Genomic DNA, 23975 nt, shown 5'->3' with positions numbered 1-23975 from the left:
AGTTTGTGTCGCTATAGCAGCACAAAGTCTTCCGGATCATGAGAGGTCAGAAGAACTGAGGGCCGCGCTTCTTGCGGGTGTTCTCGACCGAGTCGGCGCCGAGGATGACGGCGCGGACCGCGTCCTCCATCTCCGACGTGACGACGAACACCAGCTCGTCGCCGGCCTCCAGCGGGTCGTCGGGGGTCGGGACGAGGACGCGCCTGCCGCGCAGGATGGCGACCAGCGCGGAGTCGTGCGGCAGCGGCACCTCGCGGACCGGGTGGCCGACGTACGGCGCGGTCTCCGGCAGCGTGATCTCCACCAGGTTGGCCTCGGACTGGCGGAAGGTCATCAGCCTGACCAGGTCGCCGACGGAGACGGCCTCCTCGACGAGGGCGGCCATGAGGCGGGGCTTGCTGACGGAGACGTCGACGCCCCACTGCTCGTTGAAGAGCCACTCGTTCTCGGCGCGGTTGATGCGGGCGACCACCCGCGGCACCGCGAACTCGGTCTTGGCCAGCAGCGAGACGACCAGGTTGACCTTGTCGTCGCCGGTGGCGGCGACGACCACGTCGCAGGAGGAGAGGTCGGCCTCCTGCAGCGAGGACAGCTCGCACGCGTCGGCGAGGATCCACTCGGCGGCGGGGACCCGCTCGGGGCGGACCATGCGCGGCACCCGCTCGATGAGCATGACCTGGTGGCCGTTGTCGACCAGCTCGGTGGCGATGGAGCGGCCGACGTTGCCGGCACCGGCGATGGCGATCCGCATGATCAGTGTCCCCCTTCGGGTGCGGAGCCGGTGACCTTCGTCACGGACGCGATCATCTCGTCGGTCACGAGCATGAAGGCGAGGTCGCCGTCCTGGATCACGGTCGACGAGGTCGGGAGCATGGCGAGGCCGAAGCGCATCAGGTACGCGAGCCGGGTGCCGCTGCGGGCCTCCAGGTCGCCGACCGAGTGGCCGATCCAGTCGGGGTGCATCGGGATCTCCATGATGGAGACCGTGCTGGTCGGGTCGCGCCAGATCTCGACGTTGCCCTCGGGGACCAGGTGGCGCAGCATGCGGTCCGCCGTCCACCGGACGGTGGCGACGGTCGGGATGCCGAGCCGCTCGTACACCTCGGCGCGCTTCGGGTCGTAGATGCGGGCGACGACCCGCTCGACGCCGAAGGTCTCGCGGGCGACCCGGGCGGAGATGATGTTGGAGTTGTCGCCGGAGGAGACGGCGGCGAAGGCGTCGGCGCGCTCGATGCCCGCGGACAGCAGCACGTCGCGGTCGAAGCCGACGCCGGTGACGGTCGCGCCGGTGAAGTCCCCGCCCAGGCGACGGAAGGCGTCGGCGTCGGAGTCGATCACCGCGACCGAGTGGCCGCGCTGCTCGAGGCTGATCGCGAGGGTCGAGCCCACGCGTCCGCACCCCATGATCACCACGTGCACGTAACGCCTCCGATGTGTGCGGCTCTCGTGTTGAGGATGCCATGCGCGGGTCGGACCGGTGTATCCGGCAGGCGCGCGACCCGTACGCTTAGCGGTCGTGGCCAGTCCCACCTCCCTGATGAAGCGGCTGCTCCTGGGCCGACCGTTCCGCTCGGACCGGCTGAAACACACGCTGCTGCCCAAGCGCATCGCCCTCCCGGTCTTCGCCTCCGACGCGCTGTCGTCGGTCGCGTACGCGCCGGACGAGATCCTGCTGACGCTGTCGATCGCGGGTGCGACCTCGCTGCTGGTGTCGCCGTGGATCGGCCTGGCCGTCGCTGTGGTGATGCTCACGGTCGTGGCGAGCTACCGGCAGAACGTGCACGCGTACCCGTCCGGTGGTGGCGACTACGAGGTGGCGTCGGTCAACCTCGGCCCGCGGTTCGGCGTCGCGGTCGCCAGCGCGCTGCTCGTCGACTACGTGCTGACCGTCGCCGTGTCGACCGCGTCCGGCGTGGCGAACCTCGGGTCGGTGCTGCCGTGGGTCGCCACCCACAAGGTCGCCATCGCGATCATCGCGATCGCCCTACTGACCGCGCTCAACCTGCGCGGCATCCGCGAGTCGGGCAGCGCGTTCGCGATCCCGACCTACGGGTTCATGATCGTGATGATCGGCATGATCCTCACGGGCTTCTTCAAGATCTTCATCCTGGGTGACGATCTGCGGGCGCCGAGCGCCGGGCTGCAGATCGCGGCCGAGCAGGTGCACCTCAACCAGTGGGCGATGGCGTTCCTGCTGCTGCGGACCTTCTCGTCCGGCTGTGCCGCGCTCACCGGTGTCGAGGCGATCTCCAACGGCGTGCCCGCGTTCAAGGAGCCGAAGAGCAAGAACGCGGCGACCACGCTGCTGCTGCTCGGCAGCATCTCGATCACGATGCTGCTCGGCATCATCCTGCTGGCCCGCAAGACCGGCCTGCAGTTCGTCGAGGACCCCGCCCGACAGATCATCGGCGGCCCGCACGACTACGTGCAGAAGACGGTCACCACCCAGCTCGGCGAGACGGTCTTCGGGTCCGGCTCGATCATGCTGTACGTCGTCGCCGTCATCACCGCGCTGATCCTGTTCCTCGCCGCCAACACCGCCTTCAACGGCTTCCCCGTGCTCGGCTCGATCCTCGCCCAGGACCGCTACCTGCCACGCCAGCTGCACACCCGCGGCGACCGGCTCGCCTTCTCCAACGGCATCATCCTGCTGGCGCTCGCCGCGATGGTGCTCATCATCGGGTTCCAGGGCGAGGTCACGCGGCTGATCCAGCTGTACATCGTGGGCGTGTTCGTGTCGTTCACGCTGTCGCAGGCCGGCATGATCCGGCACTGGAACCGGCTGCTGCGCACCGTCCGCGACAAGAGCACCAGGTCCCGCATGATCCGGTCCCGGACGATCAACATGATCGGCCTGAGCATGACCGGCGCCGTGCTCGTCGTCGTGCTCATCACGAAGTTCCTGCTCGGCGCGTACATCGCCATCATCGCGATGATCGTCATCTACTTCCTGATGGTCGGCATCAAGAAGCACTACGACACGGTCGCCCGCGAGCTGACCCCGTCGGAGGACCGTCCCGTCCTGCCGTCGCGCAACCACGCGGTCGTCCTCGTCAGCAAGGTGCACCGCCCGACGCTGCGGGCCGTCGCCTACGCGCAGGCCACCCGGCCCGACTCGCTCACCGCGCTGACCGTCAACGTCGACGACCACGACACCCGGGCGCTGCAGGCCGAGTGGGAGCGCCGCGGCATCCCGGCGCCGCTGACGGTCGTCGACAGCCCGTACCGCGAGATCACCCGCCCCATCCTGGACTTCGTGCGGTCGAAGCGGCGCGACTCGCCCCGCGACGTGGTCACCGTCTTCATCCCCGAGTACGTGGTCGGGCGCTGGTGGGAGCACCTGCTGCACAACCAGAGCGCGCTGCGGCTGAAGGGGCGCCTGCTCTTCGAGCCCGGCGTCATGGTGACCAGCGTGCCCTGGCAGCTGAGCTCCATCGACGACGTCGACATCGCCAAGCTCGACGCCGCGTTCACGCGCGGGCCGCAGCGAGGCCCACGCCGTACACAGGAAACCCCCCCTGAATGAGCGACTGGATGACACTGCTGGAGCTCGAAGTCGGCTCGGTCGCCCACGGCGGGCACTGCGTGGCCAGGCACGACGGCCGGGTGATCTTCGTCCGGCACGCGCTGCCGGGGGAGCGGGTCCTCGCGCGGATCACCGACGAACGCAAGGGCTTCCTGCGCGCCGACGCCGTCGAGATCCTGCTGCCGTCGCCGGACCGCGTCATCCCGCCGTGCCCGTTCTCCGGCCCCGGGGCCTGCGGCGGCTGCGACTGGCAGCACGCCGACCCCGCCGCCCAGCGCCGCCTGAAGTCCCAGGTCCTCGGTGAGCAGCTGGCGCGACTCGCCGGTGTTTCCGCGTCGGTACCGGTGGAGGCCCTCCCCGGTGGCGCGCTCGGCTGGCGCACCCGGGTCCAGTACGCCGTCGACGACGAGGGGCGGGCCGGGTTTCACCGGCACCGGTCGAGCGAGGTCATCCCCGTCGACCGCTGCCGGATCGCGCACCCGGCGATCCAGGCGCTGCCCGTCACCACCCGCCGCTGGCCTCCCGGCTCGACCGTCGAGGCCGTCGCGGCGTCCGGCGGCGAGACCGCGGTGCTGACCCGGGCCGGGCGCAGCGGCGCGCTCACCGGACCGCCCGTCCGCGTCCGCGAGGTCGCCGCCGGGCACGACTGGAGCGTCGACGCCGGCGGCTTCTGGCAGGTGCACCCGCACGCCGTCGCCGCCTTCACCGGCGCCGTGCTGGAGATGCTGCGGCCGGCGGAGGGGGAGCGGGTCTGGGACCTGTACGGCGGGGTCGGCCTCTTCGCCGCCACCCTCGCCCCGCACTGCGGCCCGGTCACCGTCGTCGAGGGCGACCGCCGGGCCGTCGCCGCGGGCCGCAAGGCGCTGCGCTCGGTGGCCAACGTCCGGTTCGTCAACGACGACGTGGCGGCGGCGATCGGCAACCCGCGCTGGCGCAGCGTCGACCTGGTCGTGCTGGACCCGCCCCGGGCGGGTGCGGGCCGCGAGGTGGTCACGGCCGTCGCGGCCAGGTCACCGCGCGCCATCGCCTATGTCGCGTGCGACCCGGCCGCGTTCGCCCGCGATGCCGGTCTGCTGCTGGGCCTCGGGTATCAGCTGCCGGAGATCCGTGCCTTCGACAGCTTCCCGATGACCCAGCACTTCGAGACGATCGGGCTCTTCACCCGTTCCTAGTCGTTGTTCAGAACGGCCAGGTTCCGCGCTCGCCGGCCTCCAGCAGGGGGATCATGCCGAAGCCCGCGTCGGTGAGGCCGCCGAACGTCCAGCGGTTGCGCTCCTGCGGGGTGTGACCCATGCGGTATCCGGCGAGGTTCCACGTGAACAGCGGCGTGCCCGCCGGCAGCGACGTCGACACGTCACCGTCGAACGACGCCTGCTCGTCGGTCAGGATCACCACCCGGTCCTGCCTGCGGTAGTGCTCCCGCACCGCCGAGGCCGTGTCGGTACCGCCGTTGTGGAAGTGCCCCTTCGCCTTGAACCGGTCGATGCCGCGCAGCAGCGACTCGCCCGGTTCGACCGGGAACACGGTGGTCCGGGTCGAGAACGACACGACCTTCGCCCGCTCGCACCGCAGCGCCAGCGCCAACCCGAAGATCACCGCCGCGTCCCACCGCATGAGCGTGCCGTCCTTGGAGAACACCGAGTGCATCGACCCCGACGTGTCGATCAGGATCAGCGTGTCACCGGGCAGGAACGGGATGCTCGCCAGGCTCTGGTTCAACGCCCGCTCCAGCGCCCACGCCCACCGCAGCGACGGCGCCGCCCGGTACGCCGACAGGAACCGCATCGGCAGCTGCCGCGACCGCGCCACCTCGCCCGGATCCGCCAGCTTCGCCGCGACCTGCCCCGCGACCGCGTCCGACACCCCGACCTGGTCGAAGTTCCGCAGGTTCCGGAGCAGGGCCATGTACCCCATCGACGGGATGAGGGCTTCCCACAGGCGGTTCTTCGGCAGCCGGGAGCCGCCCAGCGACAGCGCGTCCTCCCAGGTCATGCCGGCGGCGCGCAGGCGCCCGGCGTCGAGCAGCACGGACGGGTCCCCGGCCGCGTCGGCCCGCAGGCGGGCGTTGGCGGCGATCATCGGGAGCGACTCGGCCACGCGCGGCTCGGGCCGGTTGTGCCGGCGGTCGAGCGCGAACGTGAACAGGTCGCCCTGTGCCGGGCCGGCCGGGGCCGGGTGGGTCAGGTCGAGCACGTCGGCGAACCGGAACGCGTGGCTGGCGGTGTCGTACTTGAGCAGGTTGCGCTCCGTGTACAGCCGCTTCGCCGCGTCGGCGACGCCACGCTTCACCGGCTTCGGCACCGACCGGCCGTAGCGCGACGCCCAGTACGCGAGGAGCTCACCCGGCTCGTCGGCGCGCTGCAGCACGCCGGCGACGACCTGCCGGTGCTCGCCGGTGCCGTTGACCAGGCCGGCGGCGAGACGGGCGCGGACGTACTCGGCGGCGCCGACCAGCGACGCGGAGCGCAGGTTCGCCCCGCCGCGCAGCCAGCGCAGGAACCGGGCGGTCCACTCCGGGTGGCGCACGGCGGCGGCGCCGACGAGCTCGCGGTAGCGCTGGTCGCGGTCGCCGGCCGACTCGTAGAACGTCTGCTCGCCGACCATGTTGGCGACGGCGAGCAGGAACAGCTCCGACTTCAGGTCGCGCGAGTAGCCCGGGCCTCCCTGGTAGGTGACCCCGTCGGGGCGCCGCTTCGTCTGCTGCGAGTTGAACTTGGCCATGAGGAATCACCGTCCCTTTGCGGAAAAGACAGAGATGTCCCGTCGTGGTGACCCGAGATCCAGGCGGCGCCGGCACAAAGTGCTCTGTCCGCTGAGCTACACCCCGATGAGCCGGGGCGGCAGGATTCGAACCTGCGACCTCTCGATTAACAGTCGAAGTATCCGGTGCCTGCGCACCGGGTCACCACGGCGGGACATCTTGTGCCGGGAACCGTAGCAGCGGTTAATCGCGTGCCGCGCCGCATTTTCCTGCCCGATGATGTGGCGATGTTCGATGTCCGTGCCGTCGATCTGCGGCTGCTCAACTCGCTGACGAAGTACCCGTCGATTCCGACGTACCACACCCTGGATCCCCGCAACGGGGGTCTGACCTCCCCTGCCACGGTGTTTCCCGGCGACGTCATCGCGACGGAGAAGGTCGACGGGACCAACAGCCGGATCGTCCTGCTGCCCGACGGCTCGTACCTCATCGGATCGCGCGAGGAGCTCCTGTACGCGAAGGGCGACCTCATCGGTAACCCTGCCCTCGGCATCGTGGAGCAGCTGAAGCCGGTCGCCGCGGGTCTGCCGGCCGGGGACGGGATCCGTGTCTACTTCCTGGAGCTCTACGGCGGCAAGGTCGGCGGGGCGGCCAGGCAGTACACGAGCGACTCCACGCTCTTCGGCTGGCGGCTCTTCGACGTGGTCGACCTGCCTGACTGGTCCACGCCGCTGTCGCTTTCCTCCGCCGCTGTGTCCGCGTGGCGAGAGGCCGGCGGGCAGCCGTTCGTGCCGGAGTCCACGCTGGCCGCGCTCGCTGCCGCCGCGGGGCTCTCGCTCACGCCGCGGCTGTGGCACCGGGCCGGCTCGGCGCTGCCGCCGGGGATCGCGGAGATGCAGGAGCTGCTGACCGCCTCGCTGCCGGCGACGCTGGTGGGGCTCGACGGTGCGCCGGGCCGGGCCGAGGGGATCGTGCTGCGCGCGCCCGACCGGTCGGTGATCGCGAAGGCCCGCTTCCAGGACTACGAGCGGACCCTGCGCCGGCGGGGATCTGTCGTACCGCGCACGTAGACTCCCCCTGTCGCTTCGCTTGAGGCGGACGGTGGGGGGAGTGCTGCATGGCAACGCTGCGGGAGCGGCTCGCCGAAGAGGTGCCGCTGGTCGCGGTCAGCTTCGGCGACGAGGACGCCGGGCGGGACGCGGCGCAGGCCCGTGACCTGCGCGTCGACGTCGCCGAGCTGCGCGTCGACTGGTTTGCCTCGACCGACCCCGAGCACGCGCTGCGCCAGGTCCGGCCGTTCGCCGGCATGCCGACGCTCGCCACGATCCGCTCGAAGGACGAGGGTGGCTACTGGGCGGGCGACGAGCCCTCGCGCCTGCGGCTCTACGAGAACCTCATGCCCGAGGTCGACGCCGTCGACGTGGAGCTGGCCTCCACCGAGATCCGCGCCGGTGTCGTCGCCGCCGCCCGCTCCCACGGCACGGTGGTCGTGCTGTCGCACCACGACTTCACGGCCACCCCGGCCGCGGCGCGCCTGGACGAGCTCGCCGAGGAGGGCTTCGCCGCCGGCGCCGACCTGGTCAAGATCAGCACCATGGCCCAGGGCCCCGACGACCTGCGCACCCTCACCGACTTCACCCTCCGCCATCACCACCGCGGCGTGATCGCCATCGGCATGGGCCCCGAGGGCGCCGCTTCCCGGCTCATGCTGCCCGTCCTGGGCTCGCGGATCACCTATTCGTTCATCGGCGGCCGTCCCGCCCCCGGCCAGCTGCCCTTCGAGGAGACGGTGCGGCTGCTGGAGCTGTTCTCGCCCCGCTTCGCCGACCGGCGTGCCGCATGACCGAGCCGGCCGACCCTCAGCGCCCGTCCCAGCCTTCCTCGCCGGATCCTGCGGCATCGCCGGAGTCTCCACCGTCGGCCGGGTCGTCAGACGCGGCCGGGGCCGGGGAGTCTGGTGCTGCGGCGCCCGGGGGTTCGCAGCCCGGGGCCGCGGGAGCCGGGGCGGGTGGCGGCGAGGGCCGGCCGCGACGGGATCAGTGGCGGCCGGTGCGTCGGACGGTGGCACAGGTGACGATCGCGTTCACCGTGCTGTTCCTCGTGCCGCTGATCAGGCTGGTCCTGGGGCTCGACTCCGGTGGGCCGAAGGTCGAGCGGAGCCCTGCCGCCTGGACCGTCTGGATCGCGAGCCTGACGGTGATGGTCGTGGCCGCGCTCGTCGCGGTGAAGGCGCTGCGGACCGACGACAGGAGCACCGAGGTCAAGCTGTCGTGGTGGTGCGGCGGCTTATGGCTCGTCGGCTTCGTGCTGACGATCGTCTACTCAGGCATGCTCGGCTGACCGAGCCCCGAGTTCGCCGGTCACGGTTGGTCCGCTGACAAGGCCAGCGAGTCGCCGGTCACGGTTGGCCGGGCGGTGGTTGCCGCTCGGGGATGGGTGGCTGGTCGAGCGGCGGTTTGATCGATTGGTTGGTCGATCGGGCGGTGGGGTTGTTGCCTGGGGTAGGTGCTGGTCGGGCAGTGGGTCGCCGGTCGGGGTCGGTCGGGCGGTGGGGTTCGCTCCGAGTGGGTGGCTGATTGGGCTGCGGGTTTGCTGGTCGGGGTTGGTAGGGCGGCGGATTTGCTCGGGGCGGGGTGACTGGTCGGGCAGCGGGTTTGTTTGGCGGGGGTTGGTCGGCTGGGAGGGCGGTGACTGGGCGGCGGGGTTCTCCGGGGATGGTCGGCTGGTCGGGCAGTCGGTTTGGCGCCTGGTGGGGCGGCGGGGTGTGCGGCGGGGCCCTATCTTCTGTGTCGTGCCGCATGGCGCAGTCCGCGATACGGAGGAACCATGACCCAGCCGCCCGGGCCCGACGAGTCCACGGGACCGGCCCAGCCGTCCGAGCCGGTGCCGCCGGTGGATTCCGGGCAGCCGCGCACCGTTCCGCTGCCGGGGGAGTCCGGCCCGGAGGCTGAGGGTGTCGCTCCTTCTGTGCCGGGTGCGGTTGCCGGGGAGACCGGCTCGGCCGGTGCCGCGTCGGCGGACGGCGGCGAGGCCGGCGCCGGAGATGGTGCGCGGATCAGGCCGCCCGTCCCCGCGGCGCAGGAGCACGGGTCGGGCGCGTACGGGCAGCCCGGCCATCCGGGTCAGCCGCAGCAGCCCGGTCAGCCCGGCCATCTAGGACAGTCGCCGTATCAGGGGCAGCCCGGGTATCAGGGGCAGCCGCCGTATCCGGGGCAGCCGTACTACCCGGGGCAGGCGCCGTATCCAGGGCAGGCGCCTTATCCGGGGCAGGGGCAGTTCGGTTACCCGGGGCAGCCTGGTGCGTATGGGGCGCCGCAGTATCCGGCTGGGGGGTATGGCCAGTCGCAGGGATACGGGGGTGTGTACGACCCGGCGCAGGCGTACGCGATCTATCAGATGGTGCCCGTCGCGGGGGTGATCGGTGAGGGTGACCCGCTGGTCAGTCCCGACTTCGCGGGCTGGTGGCGGCGCAGCATGGCGATCCTGCGGCGGGGCTGGGACAAGCTCGCGTTGCTGCAGCTCATCGGGTTGGTGGTGATGCTGGCGTACAGCGTGGCGCTGTCGATGGTGAGCCTGGACGTGTCGGACGACCTGAGCCAGACGGACCCGGTCACGGGGGCGCCGGTCCCGTCGGATCCCGGGCAGTTGTTCGCGGCGTTGGGGCTGATCCTGCTCGGGTCGTTCGTCGGGGTGTTCGTCTCGTTCGTGGTGTCGATCGCGTCCAACCACGTGGCGGTGACGATCGCGGCGGGGCTGCGGCCGCGGCTCGGTGCGGCGCTGCTGCTCGCGGCGCGGCGGGTGTTTCCGCTGCTGGGGTGGCAGATGCTGGCAGGGCTGATCATCTGCGTCGGGTTCTGTGCGTGCTTCCTGCCGGCGATCTACCTCGCCGCGGTGTTCACGCTGTTGCCGGCGGTGGTGACGTTCGAGCGGGGCGCGTCGGCGATCTCCCGCTGCTTCAAGCTGTTCCACCAGGATCTCGGGGCCTCGATCAGCCGGATCGCGACGGCGCTCGCGCTCGGGTTCGCCGCCGCGTTCGTCGGGGCCATCGTCGGCATCATCGTCCAGGGTGGGACCGGCGGGGCGTCGTCGCTCTCGCTGGAGCCGGTGAGGGTCACCGGGGCCGACGGGAAGATCGTGCTCGGGATGGTGCTCGCCTCCGTCGTGTCGGAGGTGATCGCCCGGGCGGGTGCGGTGGTGACGGCGCCGATGTCGCTGGCGACGTACGCGGACATGCGGGCCAGGGTCGAAGGGCTGAGCACGGCGACGCTGGCGAACGAGATCGGCCTGGCACCCGAGGCCGCCCAGTACAACGGCCAGCATCCGGGCCAGCATCCGGAGCAGCCGCCGGTGCCCGTACAGGAGCAGCAGCCGGGACAGGGGTCGGACCAGGACTGGATGCCGCCGAACCGCTGACGAGGCCGCAAACGGCGAAGATACTGAAAAAGTGGGATTTAGCCGGAGAACGCTGCTCGTCGCCGGCGGGCTGACCGTCCTCGGGCTGCCCGGCTGCGCGGTCAGCGGGGACGAGATCGGCGACGACGGGTCGGGCAAGGTCGAGGTGTTCTCGTGGTGGGCGGGGCCCGGCGAGAAGGAAGGGCTGGAGGCGCTCGTCGCCGACTTCCGCCGGGTCAACCCCGGGGTCGAGTTCGACAACGCCGCCGTCGCGGGCGGGGCGGGCACGGTCGCCCGGACCGTGCTCGCGACCCGGCTGGAGAACGACGACCCGCCCGACTCCTACCAGGCGCACGCCGGTCTCGAGCTCGACAACGACGTCGCGGCCGGCTACCTCGAGGACGTCCGCTACCTGTACGACCAGCAGCGCTGGCGCGAGCGACTGCCGAAGGGCCTGGTCGAGGCGCTGACGTTCGACGGCAAGATCTACTCGGTGCCGGTGAACATCCACCGCGCCAACCTGCTCTGGCACAACCCGGCGGTGCTGAAGGCGCACGGCCTGACGCCGCCGATCAGCTGGTCGCAGTTCCTGAGCCAGGCGGCCGTGCTGCGGGGCAAGGGCGTCCTGCCGCTGTCGATCGGACCCACCTGGACGCAGAAGCACCTGCTCGAGTGCGTGCTGCTCGGCGAGCTCGGCGCCGACGGGTACACCGGACTCTGGAGCGGCGCGACGGACTGGAAGAGCGCGCCGGTGCAGGAGGCGTTGACGCTGTTCGTGCGGGTCCTCGACCAGTCCGACGTCGCGACCGCCGCCGGGGACTGGCAGCCGGCGCTGGACAAGGTCGTCGCCGGCACCGCCGCCTACAACGTGATGGGCGACTGGGCCGACGCGTACCTGCGGACCAAGGGCCTCGCGTTCCAGCAGGGCTACTCGGTGGTGGCGAGCCCCGGCTCGGAGAAGGTGTACGACTTCCTGTCCGACTCGTTCACGCTGCCGCGCGGGGCGCCGCACCGGCGCGCCGCCGAGCAGTGGCTGATCGAGTGCGGCTCGGTCAGCGGGCAGGACGCGTTCAACCCGCAGAAGGGGTCCGTGCCGGCGCGGCTCGACGCCGACAAGGCGAAGTACACCGGCTATCTCGCGCAGGCGATCGCCGAGTGGACCGACAGCTCCACCCGGGTGGTGGGGTCGCTCACGCACGGTGTCGTCGCCGGGACGAAGCGCAGCGCGGCGATCGACGCGGCCCTGACGCTGTTCGTGCAGGACAGGGACACCGTGAGGTTCGCCGCGGCGGCAAGTGGTTGAAGCCGTGTGCGACAGCCGGTGACCAGGTAACGAGCATGTGTGGAAGCTGTCAAGATTCGTCCAGCCGACGTGCGCCGATGCGCGCCCCCGTTAGAGTTGAGCCCCATGAGCACTGAAGAGACCGAGGCCGCCACCCTGCTGAGCTCCGTCCGCAGCCCGGGTGACCTCCGTGACCTCTCGACGGAGCAGCTGGAGGTGCTCGCGGCGGAGATCCGCGACTTCCTCGTCGCCAAGGTCTCCCGCACCGGCGGCCACCTCGGCCCCAACCTCGGTGTGGTGGAGCTGACCCTCGCCCTGCACCGCGTCTTCGACTCGCCGAAGGACCGCATCCTCTTCGACACCGGCCACCAGGCCTACGTCCACAAGATCGTGAGCGGCCGCCAGGACGGCTTCGACCTGCTCCGCCAGCGCGGGGGGCTCACCGGCTACCCGAGCCAGGCCGAGAGCGAGCACGACATCATCGAGAACTCGCACGCCTCGACCGCGCTGTCCTATGCGGACGGCCTGGCGAAGGCGTTCGCGCTGCGCGGCGAGCCGCGGCACGTCGTCGCGGTCGTCGGTGACGGCGCGCTCACCGGCGGTATGTGCTGGGAGGCGCTGAACAACATCGCCGGCGCGAAGAACCCGCTCGTCATCGTCGTCAACGACAACGGGCGCTCCTACTCCCCGACGATCGGCGGCCTCGCCGACCACCTGTCCAACCTGCGGCTCAACCCGAGCTACGAGAAGGTCCTCGACCTGGTCAAGGACTCCCTCGGCCGGACGCCGCTGGTCGGCCCGCCGCTGTACGAGGTGCTCCACGCGGTCAAGAAGGGCATCAAGGACGCGGTCGCGCCGCAGGCGATGTTCGAAGACCTCGGCATCAAGTACGTCGGACCCGTCGACGGCCACGACCAGGTCGCGGTCGAGTCGGCGCTGCGCAAGGCGAAGTCGTTCGGCGGCCCGGTGATCGTGCACGCCGTGACCCGCAAGGGCTTCGGCTACCGGCCCGCCGAGGAGGACGAGGCCGACTGCCTGCACGGCCCCGGCAGCGCCTTCGACATCGAGACCGGCAAGCTGCTCGCCCCGGCCGCGGTGAAGTGGACCGGCGTGTTCGCCGACGAGCTCGTCGCGATCGCCGACGAGCGCGCCGACATCGTCGGGATCACCGCCGCCATGGCGGAGCCGACCGGCATCGCGAAGCTGATGAAGAAGTACCCCGAGCGGGCGTACGACGTGGGCATCGCCGAGCAGCACGCGGCGACGTCGGCGGCCGGGCTCGCGATCGGCGGCCTGCACCCGGTGGTCGCGGTCTATGCGACGTTCCTCAACCGCGCGTTCGACCAGGTGCTGCTCGACGTGGCCATGCACAAGCTGCCCGTGACGTTCGTGCTCGACCGGGCCGGCATCACCGGCCCCGACGGCCCGTCGCACTACGGCATCTGGGACATGGCGGTCTTCGGCGTGGTCCCCGGCCTGCGGCTGGCCGCGCCCCGCGACGCGCAGACCGTCCGCGAGGAGCTGCGCGAGGCCGTGAGCATCGAAGACGGCCCGACGATCGTGCGCTTCCCGACCGGCGCGGTCCCCGCGGACCTGCCCGCGGTGCGGCGCGTCGGCGGGGTTGACGGCTTCGGCGGGGTCGACGTGCTCAGCGAGCACGAGCGCAAGGACGTGCTGCTGGTCAGCGTCGGCGCGTTCGCGCACCTGGCGGTCGACGCGGCCGCCCGCCTCGCCGAGCAGGGCTATGGCGTCACCGTCGTCGACCCGCGGTGGGTCCGGCCGGTGCCGGTCGAGCTGGTCGGCCTGGCCCGCGAGCACCGCCTGGTCGTCACCATCGAGGACGGCGTCCGCACCGGCGGCGTCGGCGACGCGATCGCCAAGTCGCTGCGCGACGCCGACGTGTGGGTCCCGCTGCGCGACCTCGGCGTCCCGCAGGCCTGGCACCCGCATGGCACGCGCGCCGAGATCCTCTCGGAGCTGGGCCTGACCGCGCAGGACGTGTCCCGCCAGGTCACCGAGTGGGTCAGCCGCCTCGACGAGACCGAGCAGCCCACGGTCCCCGCCCGCGCCCGCACCTGACCCCAGCGCCACCGGAACGGCGGATCCTTCTTCGGATCCGCCGTTTCGCCTGTGTACGACCTGAGCCCGCACCTCGCGAAGCGCAGGGCGACGGGAGCGCCGGTCACGTGGTCCGCGCAGCGGTGGGGGCGGAGGCGCAGCCCGCGGGCACGCAACCGGGGCGTCGGCGTGGGACTCTGACTCACATGGCTGAGACCGTGATCGAGCTCGACCTCAGCAGCCCGTGGGAGCCGCCGGAGGTTCCCGCGCCGCCACGGCGGCGGCTGAGGACCCGGTTGGTGGCGGTCTGTGCGGTGCTCGCCGCCGCGCTCGGCTCGCTCGGCGCGGCCGGTCCGGGGACGCGGCTCACCCCGCTCTACCGGATCGGGGACCAGGTGCGCGGCGTCACCGTCTTCGGTGACATGCTGTTCATCGACCGGTTTCAGCAGTCGGTCTCCGACCCGCGGATCGAGGGGCACCGCCGCTCGGACGGTGCGCGCCTGTGGGACTTCCCGACCACTCCGCAGCAGCAGCCGGCGAGCGTCAGCGACGGCGCGCTGATCCTGATGCGGTACTCCGACGAGGACGACGGGTTCAGCACCACGCTGACGGTGGTCGACTCGGCCACCGGCCGGCAGCTGTGGTCCCGGCAGAATGCGTCGTTCATCGGTACCCGCGACCACCTCGTCATCGTTGAGCAGCAGCTCGAACAGCGCAGGATCGTCGTGTCCACGCCGGAGGAGCAGCCCGACCCGAGGGTCAACCGAGCCTGGGACGGGGCGCCGCGGCACGTGCTCGCGCTCGACGAGCGCACCGGGGCCCCGGTCTGGGAGCACGAGGCGCCGCCCCGTGCCGCGCTCAGCTACACCTGGGAAGGCCGGTACCCCACCGGCCGCGTCACCGGCGTCTACCAGCTCGACCAGTCGGGGCTGGTGACCCATCGGGACATCCGCACCGGGGCCGTGCTGTCGACCGTGCAGCTGGCCTGGTCGGGCGTGCCGGCCATGTTCGGCACCGGGGCCGGCTGGCAGTTCGCCCCCGACGCGGTCCCGCACCGTGCCCTGGTCTACCCGGACGGGGAGCGTGGCGCGATCGTGTTCGACCTCACCGACGGGCGGGCACTGTTCCGCACCGACGCGTCCCTCTCCGAGGGTCTGTACCCGTGCGCGGCCGACCTGTTCTGCGCGGCCGACGAGCGCGGCATCGTCACGTACGACGGCACCACCGGCGCGCCCAGGTGGCGGCTCGGCCCGTACCGGGAGGTGATCGGCGGGGCGGGCGGCCGGCTCCTGGTCAGCACGTTGGAGCAGGCGACGGGCGATGCGCCCCCGCTGGCCGTCGTCGACGCGCGGACCGGGAAGATCGTCACGGACCTCGCCGGCTGGCGGCTGATCCGCGAGGCGAGCCCGCAGCGGCTCCTGCTGTGGCGCCCGCTCGACCAGCGCACCGCGGTGCTCGGCCAGCTCGACCCGGCGACCGGGCGCATCACCGTCTTCGGCCGGTCCGGGGACTGGTACGGGCCACCCAGTTGCAGCGCGGACGGCGACACCCTCGCGTGCGTCATGGTGGGTGAGCTGACCGTCTGGCGCCTGCCGCCCCGCCCGGACACTGACGGGTGACGCGACAGGGGGGTCATGGCACCCTGGGGCCGTGGCGGAGACCGTGATCGAGCTCGACCTCAGCGTCCCGTGGCAGCCGCCGGAGCCGCCCGAGCCCCGGCGCCGGCTGCAGGGGCGGTGGGTCGCCGTCGCCACGGTCCTCGCCGTGACCCTCGGCCTGCTCGTCTCGGCCGGCCCACGGTCCGGGGCGGGTCTGCTCTACACGATCGAACAGCAGGTCCTCCGGGCGCAGACCGCCGGCGGGAGGCTGTTCTTCGCCCGGTACCAGGGAACCGACCCCGGACCGATGATCGAGGCACACGACCTCATCGACGGCGAGCTGCTGTGGCACCGCTCGGCCGAGGCGCAGCAGCAGCTGGTGACCGCGGGCGACGACGTGGTCCTGCTGATGAGCGAGGACCGGACCGGCGCCGGCGACTCCAGCGCCCTCGTCGTGCTCGACGCGGCCACCGGCCAGGAGCTGTGGAAGCGTTCGCACGTCACGTTCACCGGCACGACCGGCGACGTGGTCGTCGTCGAGGACGTGCCCGACGAGCGGCGCGTCGAGGTCGTGTGGCCGGACTCCGAATCGGACGTCAACCGCGCCTTCGCGCAGCCGGAGCGGCGGTTCCTGGGCCTGTCCGCGCGGACCGGGGCGCAGGTCTGGGCAGTCACGGTCCCGCAGGGGTCCGACGTGAACGTCAGCTATTCCAACACGTACCAGTCGCGGCTCGACCGGTTCGACGTGCTCGGCCGGGACGGGCGGCTGACGCGGTGGGACGCCCGGACCGGCCGGGTCCGCGCGACCCATCAGCTCGCCTGGTCGGGCGTCTCGGCCATGTTCGACGCCGGATGGCACGACGAGACGGGCCGCGCCGCCGACCGGGTCGTCGTCTACCCCGAAGGCTCACCGGCTTCGCAGGTGTACGAGCTGCCGACCGGCCGGCTGCTGTTCCACTGGCCCGGTGCGCAGGGCAGTGGCCTCTTCCGCTGCGCGGCCGACCTCTTCTGCTCCGGCGACAGCGGCGGCATGGACGCCTACGACAGCACCACCGGCCAGCACCGCTGGCACCTCGACGAGCAGACCCACGCGCTCGGCATGGCCGGTCGGCGCCTGATCACCGGCTCGCGCTTCGACCCGTCGGATCCCGGGCCCGTCGCGCTCGTCGACAGCCGCACCGGCACCGTCTTCAAGCAGCTGACCGGCTGGCACGTGCTCACCACCGGCCGGCGGCCGCTGCTGTGGCGGCTCGTGGATATGCGCACCGCCATGCTCGGCGAGCTCGACCCGGAGACCGGCGTGGTCGCCGTCTTCGCCCGCGCCGAGAACTGGTTCGGCAACCCGGAGTGCTCCGTCGACGGCGATGCCCTCGCCTGCATCGTGGTCGGCGGCCTGTCCGTGTGGCGCCTCCCGTCCCGGCACTGACCGCCGGCTTCCCCGTACGCGGTCTCCGGACCGCCCCTCGTCCGGCGGCCGGTCCGAGTGGCGGTGCGGTCCACCGTTGTCCGTGTGGCGGCTGCCGGGCCGGTGATGATCGGCGCACAATGGAGCCGTGCCGGTGAGCACGGTCACCATCGATCTGGGCGTCATCGACGGCGGTTGGGACCACGTCGACGACGACACCGCCGGGCTGCCCCGCGGCTGGGGGCTGGCCGCCGTCCTGGCGATGCTGCTCTCCCTGGTGTCCGCCGCGCCGGCGCCGGGGCGCCCGCACGAGGTGACCCGCCAGCCACTGCGCAACGGCGACTACCACGTCGCCGGCGGGGCGCTCTTCGTGCTCGACAGCGACCGCACCCCGACGCCGGTGGAGGCCTACGACGCCACCGACGGCACGCTGCGGTGGATGTTCACCCCCGAGGGGCTGGCCCAGCTGTCGTACGTGGACATCCGCGGCGAACTGGCGGTCCTCTCGCCGGACCTGTGCCGCTCCGGCGTCACCGGCACCACCGTCGCGGTGACCAGGGCGACCGGGCGGGAGCAGTGGCGGGCCGTCGGCGTGCCCGTGCGCACCCCGCCCGGCGGCACCGGCACCGTCGTCATGCGCAGCCTCTGGTCCGACGGCTGCCGTGCCCTCGCCGACAACACGCCCACCGCGGGAGTGCTGCGCTGGCAGCTCATCGACACCGCGGGCCTCGTCCAGTGGGACACCGCCGTCGACCCCGGCACCCGCGTGGCCGTCGACGCCGCCGCGACCGGTGCCACGTGGGCGGCGCTGCTGGACGGCGCCGGCGGGCTCAGCACCGTCGACCTCGTCACCGGCACGCGCACCGCCCCGGTCCAGGGCATCGCGGGGCCCGCCGACGATCTTGTCGCCGTCGTCGGCGACCTGCTGCTCGTCGCCCGGTCGGACGTGCCGACGGGCAGCACCCGGATCACGGCGTACAGTCGCGGCCTCGTCGAACGCTGGAAGGCCCAGGTGCCGACCGGCATCGGCAGCCCGCTCACGATCCTGCCGTGCGACGCGGCGCTGTGCGTCAGCGGCGAACGCACCGCGGCCGTCGACCCGTCCGACGGCGCGCTGCTGTGGATCGTGCCGAGGGCGCTGCCGGCCGTCGCACCCGGCGGCGCCCCGGCCATGGCCGCCGACACCGGCATCACCGTCCCGCCCGGCTGGAGCTTCCTCGCCGCCGCCGGCCCCCGCGTCCTGATCGGCCTGCAGACCGACCGCGACACGCTGCTCGCCTGGTCCGACCGCGGCCCGGCGCCGGCCCCGTCGGTCTCGGTCCCCGGCGCCCTCGTCTCGTGCGAGATCGACGCGGCCCTCGTCGCCTGCGCCACCGAAAGCGACGAGGTCGTCCTGCTCCGCCTGCCGTAGACCCGCGGGCCGTCGCTTTGTCCGGCTGCGCTCCTCGCGGCTCGCTCGCAGCTGCCGTCGCGGCTGACCGGCGCGCTCGCGGAGGCGGCCCGCGGCTTCGGCCGTGGACGACTCACAGCCGCCACAGGCGGAGGCTGTCGCCGTCGGCCAGGCACGACAGGCGGTGGCCGCGCAGCGCGCACCGGGAGGGGATCGGGCTTACCTGGCCGAGGATCTCGACCTCCCCGGTGCGCAGGTTCACCCGCCCGATCCGTGAGCCGTTGCCGTCGGGCTTCTGGACCAGCGCCCACGTGGCGCCGGCGGTCGCGGCGGTCCCGGCGGCGTCGTCGCTGCCGTCCGTGGCCGTCGGGATCAGCCCCCAGCCGGTCAGCTCGCTGCGGTCGTTGCCGGTCTCCCAGTCGACGATGCGGATCCGCATGAAGTCCTCGCGGTCCCGGGCGACCAGTACACCGGAGCCGACCGCATCCATCTGGATCTGCCGGCGCCAGCGCTGCACGCCGGTCCGCGGGTCGATGACGGCGATGTCGCGCCAGTTGGGCACGCACACCATCGGGCCGCACGCGACGACGACCGGACCGTAGGCCAGCTCGGCGATCGGCACCGGCTCGGCCGACTGGAAGAGCAGCCGCCACCGGAACTCCAGCGGCGTGTGCCCGTAGCTGGTGATCATCGCCCCGTCGAGGCCGACGGCGACGACGACGAGCATGTCGCCGACGATGCGGACGCTCTGCGGCGGGCCGTCGGCGAGCTCGGGCACCTCCGCGGCGCTGAGCACCGCGCCGGTCGCGGCGGCCCGGATCTCGGTGTGCCCTGTCGTATACCAGATCGCGAACCAGTCGCTGCCGGGCACGTCGGGGGAGACCAGCCGGCCGCCGGCCGGCATCTGGAACTGCCACCGCACGATCCCGGTCTCCGCGTCGATCGCCGCCAGGTGGACCGGCGTCTGCGGGGTGTTGCGCTGCGGCACCGCCGGCGGGCACGTGCCGGTGCGCTCGTCGACGAGCAGCAGCCCGGGCCGGTCGTCGATGCGCAGCACCGCGACCGGTGCGCCCGCCGCGTACCACTGCTGGCGGCCGTCGGCCGGGTCGAGCCGCTCCAGGCTCCAGCCGGTGGCATCGGTGCACGGGCGGTGGCGGATGTAGGCGCGGTCCGCGGCGAGGTAGACCTGGCCGGAGTTCGGCAGGATCCTGCGGCTCCAGCGCTCCTCGCCCGTGCCCCAGTCATACGCGGTGACGGCCGGGTCCTCCCGCAGCGCGTACAGCATGCCGCGGTCGGCGACGAACCCGACGGTGTGCTCGGCCAGGACGCCGAGGTCCTCCACGGACGAGCCCGCGCCGGAGCCGCCGGTGAACGTCGCGAGCAGCGCCAGCACCATCACGAACGGCCACTGCCGCCGGCCTGGCACCGCCGGTGGCGGCCCGGCCTCCAGCCGATCGTCCTGGTCGTTGACGACGCCGAGATCGATCAGCCGCTCTTCCACATGTTCAGGGTGCCCGGCGCGGGCCATGGTCGCCAACGGTCCGGTATACGTTGGCTGACGCCGCCGCTTCCGACGACGGCTGCCGCCGCCTTCCGGCGGCGGTGCGAGCCGCTCCGTGGCGGCTCACGCGGACTTCACAGCCGGTGCCTGACACTGGCCCGACCGGGTGGGGGTGATGTGGCGTGCGCGTGCTGGTGGTCGAGGACGAGCGGCACCTCGCCGACGCGATCGTGCGAGGGCTGCGACGACAGGGCATGGCGGTCGACGTCTCGTACGACGGCACCCAGGGCCACGAGATGGCCATGGTCACCCGCTATGACGTGGTCGTGCTGGACCGCGACCTGCCCGGCGTCCACGGCGACGACATCTGCGCCGACCTGGTCGCGTCCGGGGCGCTGACCCGGGTCCTGATGCTGACCGCGAGCGGCAGCGTCGCCGACCGGGTCGAAGGTTTACAGATCGGCGCCGACGACTACCTGACGAAGCCGTTCGCGTTCGACGAGCTGGTCGCGCGGGTCCAGGCGCTGGGCCGCCGGGCGACCCCGGCCGCCCCGCCCGTGCTGACCATCGCCGACCTCGTGCTCGATCAGGCCAAGCGGGTCGCGACCCGGGGCGGGCAGCCGCTCGACCTGACCCGCAAGGAGTTCGGGCTGCTGGAGGAGCTGCTGAAGGCCCGCGGCGCCGTCGTGTCCAGCGAGGAGCTGCTCGAGCGCGTGTGGGACGCCAACGCCGACCCGTTCACCACGACCGTGCGGGTCACGATGATGACCCTGCGCAAGAAGCTCGGCGACCCCGCGCTCATCGAGACCGTCGTCGGCGCCGGATACAGGACCAGGCCACCCGAATGACGATCTACGACGCCCGCCGCGCAGCCGTGTTCCGCCCGACGCTGCGGCTGCGGCTCACCCTGCTCAACGGCATCCTGCTCGTCGGCGCCGGGCTCGTGCTCGTGGTGCTGGCCTACATCCTCGTCGACAGCGCGATCCGGCCCGCCGACGAGCTGCAGCCCGGCACCCGGATCGTCCTGCAGGACGGCAGCGAGGTCGACGCCCGCCAGTGGCAGACGGAGCTCGCCGACGCCGCCGAATGGGAGCTCGTGACCCGCGGCAGCCTCGCGCTGCTGCTGATCGGCGCGGTCGGGGTCGCCGGCGCGTACGTCGTCGCCGGCCGGGCGCTGCGCCCACTGCAGAAGGTCACCACCACCGCGCAGCGGCTCACCGGCGAGACCCTCGACGCCCGGATCAACTACGACGGCGCCGACGACGAGGTGTCGGAGCTGGCGAAGACGTTCGACGCGATGCTCGACCGGATCAGCGAGGCGTTCGACACCCAGAAACGCTTCGTCGCCAACGCCTCCCACGAGCTGCGGACCCCCCTCGCCGTCATGCGGACCGAGGTCGACGTCACCCTCGACGACCCGGAGGCCGACGTCGAGGAGTTCCGCCGGATGTCCAACGTCGTGCGCGACGCGTCCATGCGGGCCAACGCGCTCGTCGAGTCGCTGCTGCTGCTGGCGCGCACCGAGGCGCAGGCCGGCCGGCGGCTCGGGCGGAAGGTCCCCACCGACCTGGCCACCGGCGTCACCGTCGCCATGTCCGCGATGGGCAAGGAGATCACCCGGCTCACCCTGGACGTGACCACCGACCTGGCGCCGGCGCGGGTCGTCGGCGACCCCGGGCTGCTCGAACGGCTCGCCGGCAACCTCGTCGAGAACGCCGTCCGGTACAACCACCTCGGCGGGCGCATCTGGGTCCGCACCGGCACGGACGAGACCCTCGCCTGGCTCGTCGTGGGTAACACCGGCTTCGAGGTCGCCCCGGCCGACGTGCCCGTGCTCTTCGAGCCCTTCCGGCGCGGCGGGCGGGAGCGCACCGGTGCCCGCGGCTCGGGGCTGGGCCTGTCGATCGTCCGCGCGGTCTGCGAGGCGCACGGGGGAGGGGTCAGCGCCGTCGCTCTGGACGGCGGCGGCCTCGAGGTGACCGTCAGCCTCCCCGCGGCGGCGGTCACGCCGGTGCTGACGGGCACGGCGCCGGTCAAACCTCAGTGACGCTGTGATCGCGGGCACAGTTTCTCAGTTCCGCCCTCTTCGCCGCCGATGAGACCTCCACAGACACGTCGGAGGAACGCGGATGCGGCTGCGCAGTTGGCTGGTGGTGGGCATCAGCGCCGCCCTGCTGCTGGCGATCGGGGCGGTCGGCATCTCGGTCAACCGCTCCGCGCTGCGGGCCGCGGAGACCGTGCACCGCGCCGACACCCTCGCCCTCGCCACCAACAACGGCGGCCTGGTCGAGCAGCTGCTTTTCCTCTCGGCGAAGGAGCTCAACGACTTCGTCGCGAGCCACCCCCTGTCGCTGACCCCCGGTGACGCGGGCGACCGGGCCGCGCTCGTCGAGTACGCCAAGAAGTCGACGTTCTTCTCGTACGGCGTCGTCCTCACCGACCTCACCGGCAACCCGGTCAACGCCACGAAGGCCGCGAACCTGTTCCCCGACCAGGCGGCGGTCGGCTGGAAGCCGCTGATCTCCGGGCTGGCGCTGGGCAGGCCCGGCTTCTCCTCCCTGATGACGGTCAAGGACACCCTCGTCCAGGCGGTCGCCGTGCCGATCGTCGTCGGCAGCGATCCCGTCGCGCTCATCTATGGCTTCATCCCGGTCCTGAAGGGGCAGCTCCAGGTGTACCTGGAAAAGCTCAGCGACCCGTCGCACCTCTCCCTTGTCGTGGACGCCGGCGGCACCGTCGGCGCATCCAGCGACCCTTCGGCGGTCGGCACCATGGTCGACTCGGAGATCATCAAGAAGATCGGCTCCGAGGAGTCGGTGTTCGTCACGTACCGCTCCGGCGGCAGGTCCATGATCGCCGCCGTCCACGGTGGGCTGCCCGGCGGCTGGGCGTACGTGCGGACCCAGTCCACCGCCACCTTCGACGGCCCGGTCCGCAACCGCAGCCTCACCATCAACCTGGCGCTGCTCACCATGCTCCTCGTCGGCGTCGCCGGGCTCGCCGTCCTCGGGTACCGCTCGCAGCTCGTCCGACGCCGTGCCGAGGAGCGCTTCGCCGCCCTCGTCGAGCATGCCCCGGACGTCGTCACCGTCCTGGACGACGACGGGTCCGTCGTGTACTCCAGCCCCAGCGGCAAACGGATACTCGGCTTCGTCGCCGTCGGCACGTCCGTCTTCGACCTGCTGCACCCCGACGACCGCCAGCACGTCCGCGAACGCTTCGCCGCGCTGCTGAGCGAGAAGGGCGGCCTGGAGCGCATGCAGGTCCGGGTCTTGCAGGCCGACGGCAACCACCGCTGGTTCGACTTCACCGCCTCCAACCAGCTGCACAACGCCGCACTCAACGGCGTCGTCATCAACGCCCGCGACATCACCGACAGCCGCGAGATGCAGGACCGCCTCGCCCACGACGCCCACCACGACCCGCTCACCGGCCTGCCCAACCGCCGCCGCCTGCAGGAGCGCCTCACCGCCTCCCTGCAGCACACCCCCGTCGGCGTGCTCTTCGTCGACCTCGACGGCTTCAAGCCCGTCAACGACGAGCTCGGTCACGAGGCCGGCGACGAGCTCCTGCGCCAGGTCGGCGGGCGCCTCTCCCTCTGCCTGCGCCCCACGGACGTGCTGGCCCGCGTCGGCGGCGACGAGTTCGTCCTGCTCCTGCCCGGCGTCGTCACCCCCGACGACGCCGCCGCCCTCGCGACCAGGCTGCGCGCGTCACTGTCGGAACCCTTCCACGTCGTGGGCAACGAGGTCCGCATCGGCGCCAGCGTCGGCCTCCACCTCGCCGGCCCGGGCGAGGACCCGGACGAGGTCCTCCGCACCGCCGACCAGGCCATGTACGCCGCCAAACGCGGCCCCGACCGCCCCGGCCGCCACCGCGCGCTGTAATTCCCCCCACCGCTGCCGCGGCGGGTCCCGGCGGGGATTCTCACCCGCGGCCCCAATGCGCCGCTCCGCGCCGCACTGCCCGCGCCGAGACGCGAGGCAGACCAAGCGGCGCATGCGCGCCGCATCCGGTGCGCACTCCCGCGACCCTGCCTGGGCCGCCGATCTTCGCTTGCTCCGCGGTGATCGAATTGCAGTTCTGGTCGTCATGACGGCCAGATTCGTCATTCGATCAAAC

At 72.3% G+C, this 23975-nt stretch carries 18 protein-coding genes and 1 tRNA gene; 14 read left to right on the top strand and 5 right to left on the bottom strand.

The features are described 5' to 3' along the window. Nucleotides 1–46 precede the first annotated feature (46 nt). Entirely contained in the window at nucleotides 47–757 is a 711-nt protein-coding gene (locus ABZ321_RS01500; RefSeq protein ID WP_354888964.1) for a TrkA family potassium uptake protein, read from the bottom strand. Next, nucleotides 754–1419 carry a TrkA family potassium uptake protein gene (locus ABZ321_RS01495; protein WP_344503182.1) on the bottom strand — a complete coding sequence of 222 codons (666 nt, stop codon included), beginning with the start codon at nucleotides 1417–1419 and terminating at the stop codon, nucleotides 754–756. The genes ABZ321_RS01500 and ABZ321_RS01495 overlap by 4 nt, the downstream gene beginning before the upstream one ends. Before the next feature lie 97 nt (nucleotides 1420–1516). Between ABZ321_RS01495 and ABZ321_RS01490 the strand changes: the two genes are divergently transcribed. Both ABZ321_RS01490 and ABZ321_RS01485 read left to right on the top strand, forming a co-directional pair. Then, entirely contained in the window at nucleotides 1517–3526 is a 2010-nt protein-coding gene (locus ABZ321_RS01490; RefSeq protein WP_354888478.1) for an APC family permease, read from the top strand. Between the two features lie 8 nt (nucleotides 3527–3534). Beyond that, entirely contained in the window at nucleotides 3535–4698 is a 1164-nt protein-coding gene (locus ABZ321_RS01485; protein ID WP_354888475.1) for a TRAM domain-containing protein, read from the top strand. 7 nt (nucleotides 4699–4705) lie between these two features. On the opposite strand, the gene ABZ321_RS01480 is transcribed toward ABZ321_RS01485, so the two are convergent. Continuing rightward, nucleotides 4706–6247, bottom strand: a complete 1542-nt coding sequence (locus ABZ321_RS01480; RefSeq protein WP_354888472.1) for a TROVE domain-containing protein — start codon at nucleotides 6245–6247, stop codon at nucleotides 4706–4708. Between the two features lie 111 nt (nucleotides 6248–6358). Then, nucleotides 6359–6426 (bottom strand) — tRNA-Ser (locus tag ABZ321_RS01475). A gap of 88 nt (nucleotides 6427–6514) precedes the next feature. Here ABZ321_RS01475 and ABZ321_RS01470 point away from each other — a divergent pair. From ABZ321_RS01470 to ABZ321_RS01430, 9 genes are all read left to right on the top strand, one after another. Next, nucleotides 6515–7297 carry an RNA ligase family protein gene (locus ABZ321_RS01470; RefSeq protein ID WP_354888469.1) on the top strand — a complete coding sequence of 261 codons (783 nt, stop codon included), beginning with the start codon at nucleotides 6515–6517 and terminating at the stop codon, nucleotides 7295–7297. Nucleotides 7298–7344: 47 nt separating this feature from the next. Continuing rightward, nucleotides 7345–8070, top strand: coding sequence for a type I 3-dehydroquinate dehydratase (gene aroD, locus ABZ321_RS01465; RefSeq protein ID WP_354888466.1), 726 nt, complete (start codon nucleotides 7345–7347; stop codon nucleotides 8068–8070). A gap of 227 nt (nucleotides 8071–8297) precedes the next feature. Then, entirely contained in the window at nucleotides 8298–8567 is a 270-nt protein-coding gene (locus ABZ321_RS01460; RefSeq protein WP_354888463.1) for a hypothetical protein, read from the top strand. 486 nt (nucleotides 8568–9053) lie between these two features. Further along, entirely contained in the window at nucleotides 9054–10640 is a 1587-nt protein-coding gene (locus ABZ321_RS01455) for a hypothetical protein (protein ID WP_354888460.1), read from the top strand. A gap of 31 nt (nucleotides 10641–10671) precedes the next feature. Further along, nucleotides 10672–11922, top strand: coding sequence for an ABC transporter substrate-binding protein (locus ABZ321_RS01450; protein WP_344503174.1), 1251 nt, complete (start codon nucleotides 10672–10674; stop codon nucleotides 11920–11922). A 105-nt stretch (nucleotides 11923–12027) separates the two neighbouring features. Beyond that, on the top strand, nucleotides 12028–13980 hold the full coding sequence (gene dxs, locus ABZ321_RS01445; RefSeq protein ID WP_354888457.1) for a 1-deoxy-D-xylulose-5-phosphate synthase: 1953 nt from the start codon (nucleotides 12028–12030) through the stop codon (nucleotides 13978–13980). Between the two features lie 185 nt (nucleotides 13981–14165). Continuing rightward, complete coding sequence (locus ABZ321_RS01440) at nucleotides 14166–15578, top strand: PQQ-binding-like beta-propeller repeat protein (protein WP_354888454.1); 1413 nt, start codon at nucleotides 14166–14168, stop codon at nucleotides 15576–15578. A gap of 31 nt (nucleotides 15579–15609) precedes the next feature. Beyond that, the gene (locus tag ABZ321_RS01435) at nucleotides 15610–16983 is read left to right on the top strand and encodes a PQQ-binding-like beta-propeller repeat protein (RefSeq protein WP_354888451.1); all 1374 of its coding nucleotides are present in this window, start codon (nucleotides 15610–15612) and stop codon (nucleotides 16981–16983) included. A gap of 133 nt (nucleotides 16984–17116) precedes the next feature. After that, complete coding sequence (locus ABZ321_RS01430) at nucleotides 17117–18373, top strand: hypothetical protein (RefSeq protein ID WP_354888448.1); 1257 nt, start codon at nucleotides 17117–17119, stop codon at nucleotides 18371–18373. 112 nt (nucleotides 18374–18485) lie between these two features. Here the strand turns inward: ABZ321_RS01430 and ABZ321_RS01425 are convergent, their stop codons facing one another. Beyond that, entirely contained in the window at nucleotides 18486–19853 is a 1368-nt protein-coding gene (locus ABZ321_RS01425) for a PQQ-binding-like beta-propeller repeat protein (RefSeq protein ID WP_344503168.1), read from the bottom strand. A 182-nt stretch (nucleotides 19854–20035) separates the two neighbouring features. Between ABZ321_RS01425 and ABZ321_RS01420 the strand changes: the two genes are divergently transcribed. From ABZ321_RS01420 to ABZ321_RS01410, 3 genes are all read left to right on the top strand, one after another. Then, a complete protein-coding gene (locus tag ABZ321_RS01420; protein WP_344503167.1) occupies nucleotides 20036–20701 on the top strand; it encodes a response regulator transcription factor in 666 nt (221 codons plus the stop codon). Next, nucleotides 20698–21900 carry a HAMP domain-containing sensor histidine kinase gene (locus tag ABZ321_RS01415; RefSeq protein ID WP_344503166.1) on the top strand — a complete coding sequence of 401 codons (1203 nt, stop codon included), beginning with the start codon at nucleotides 20698–20700 and terminating at the stop codon, nucleotides 21898–21900. The genes ABZ321_RS01420 and ABZ321_RS01415 overlap by 4 nt, the downstream gene beginning before the upstream one ends. 82 nt (nucleotides 21901–21982) lie before the next feature. Beyond that, nucleotides 21983–23740, top strand: coding sequence for a diguanylate cyclase (locus ABZ321_RS01410; RefSeq protein WP_354888443.1), 1758 nt, complete (start codon nucleotides 21983–21985; stop codon nucleotides 23738–23740). The last annotated feature ends 235 nt before the right edge of the window (nucleotides 23741–23975 follow it).

The organism is Dactylosporangium sp. NPDC006015 (genome assembly GCF_040614215.1).
Taxonomy (GTDB): Bacteria; Actinomycetota; Actinomycetes; order Mycobacteriales; family Micromonosporaceae; genus Dactylosporangium; species Dactylosporangium maewongense.
This window is presented reverse-complemented; position numbering and strand designations above follow the sequence as displayed.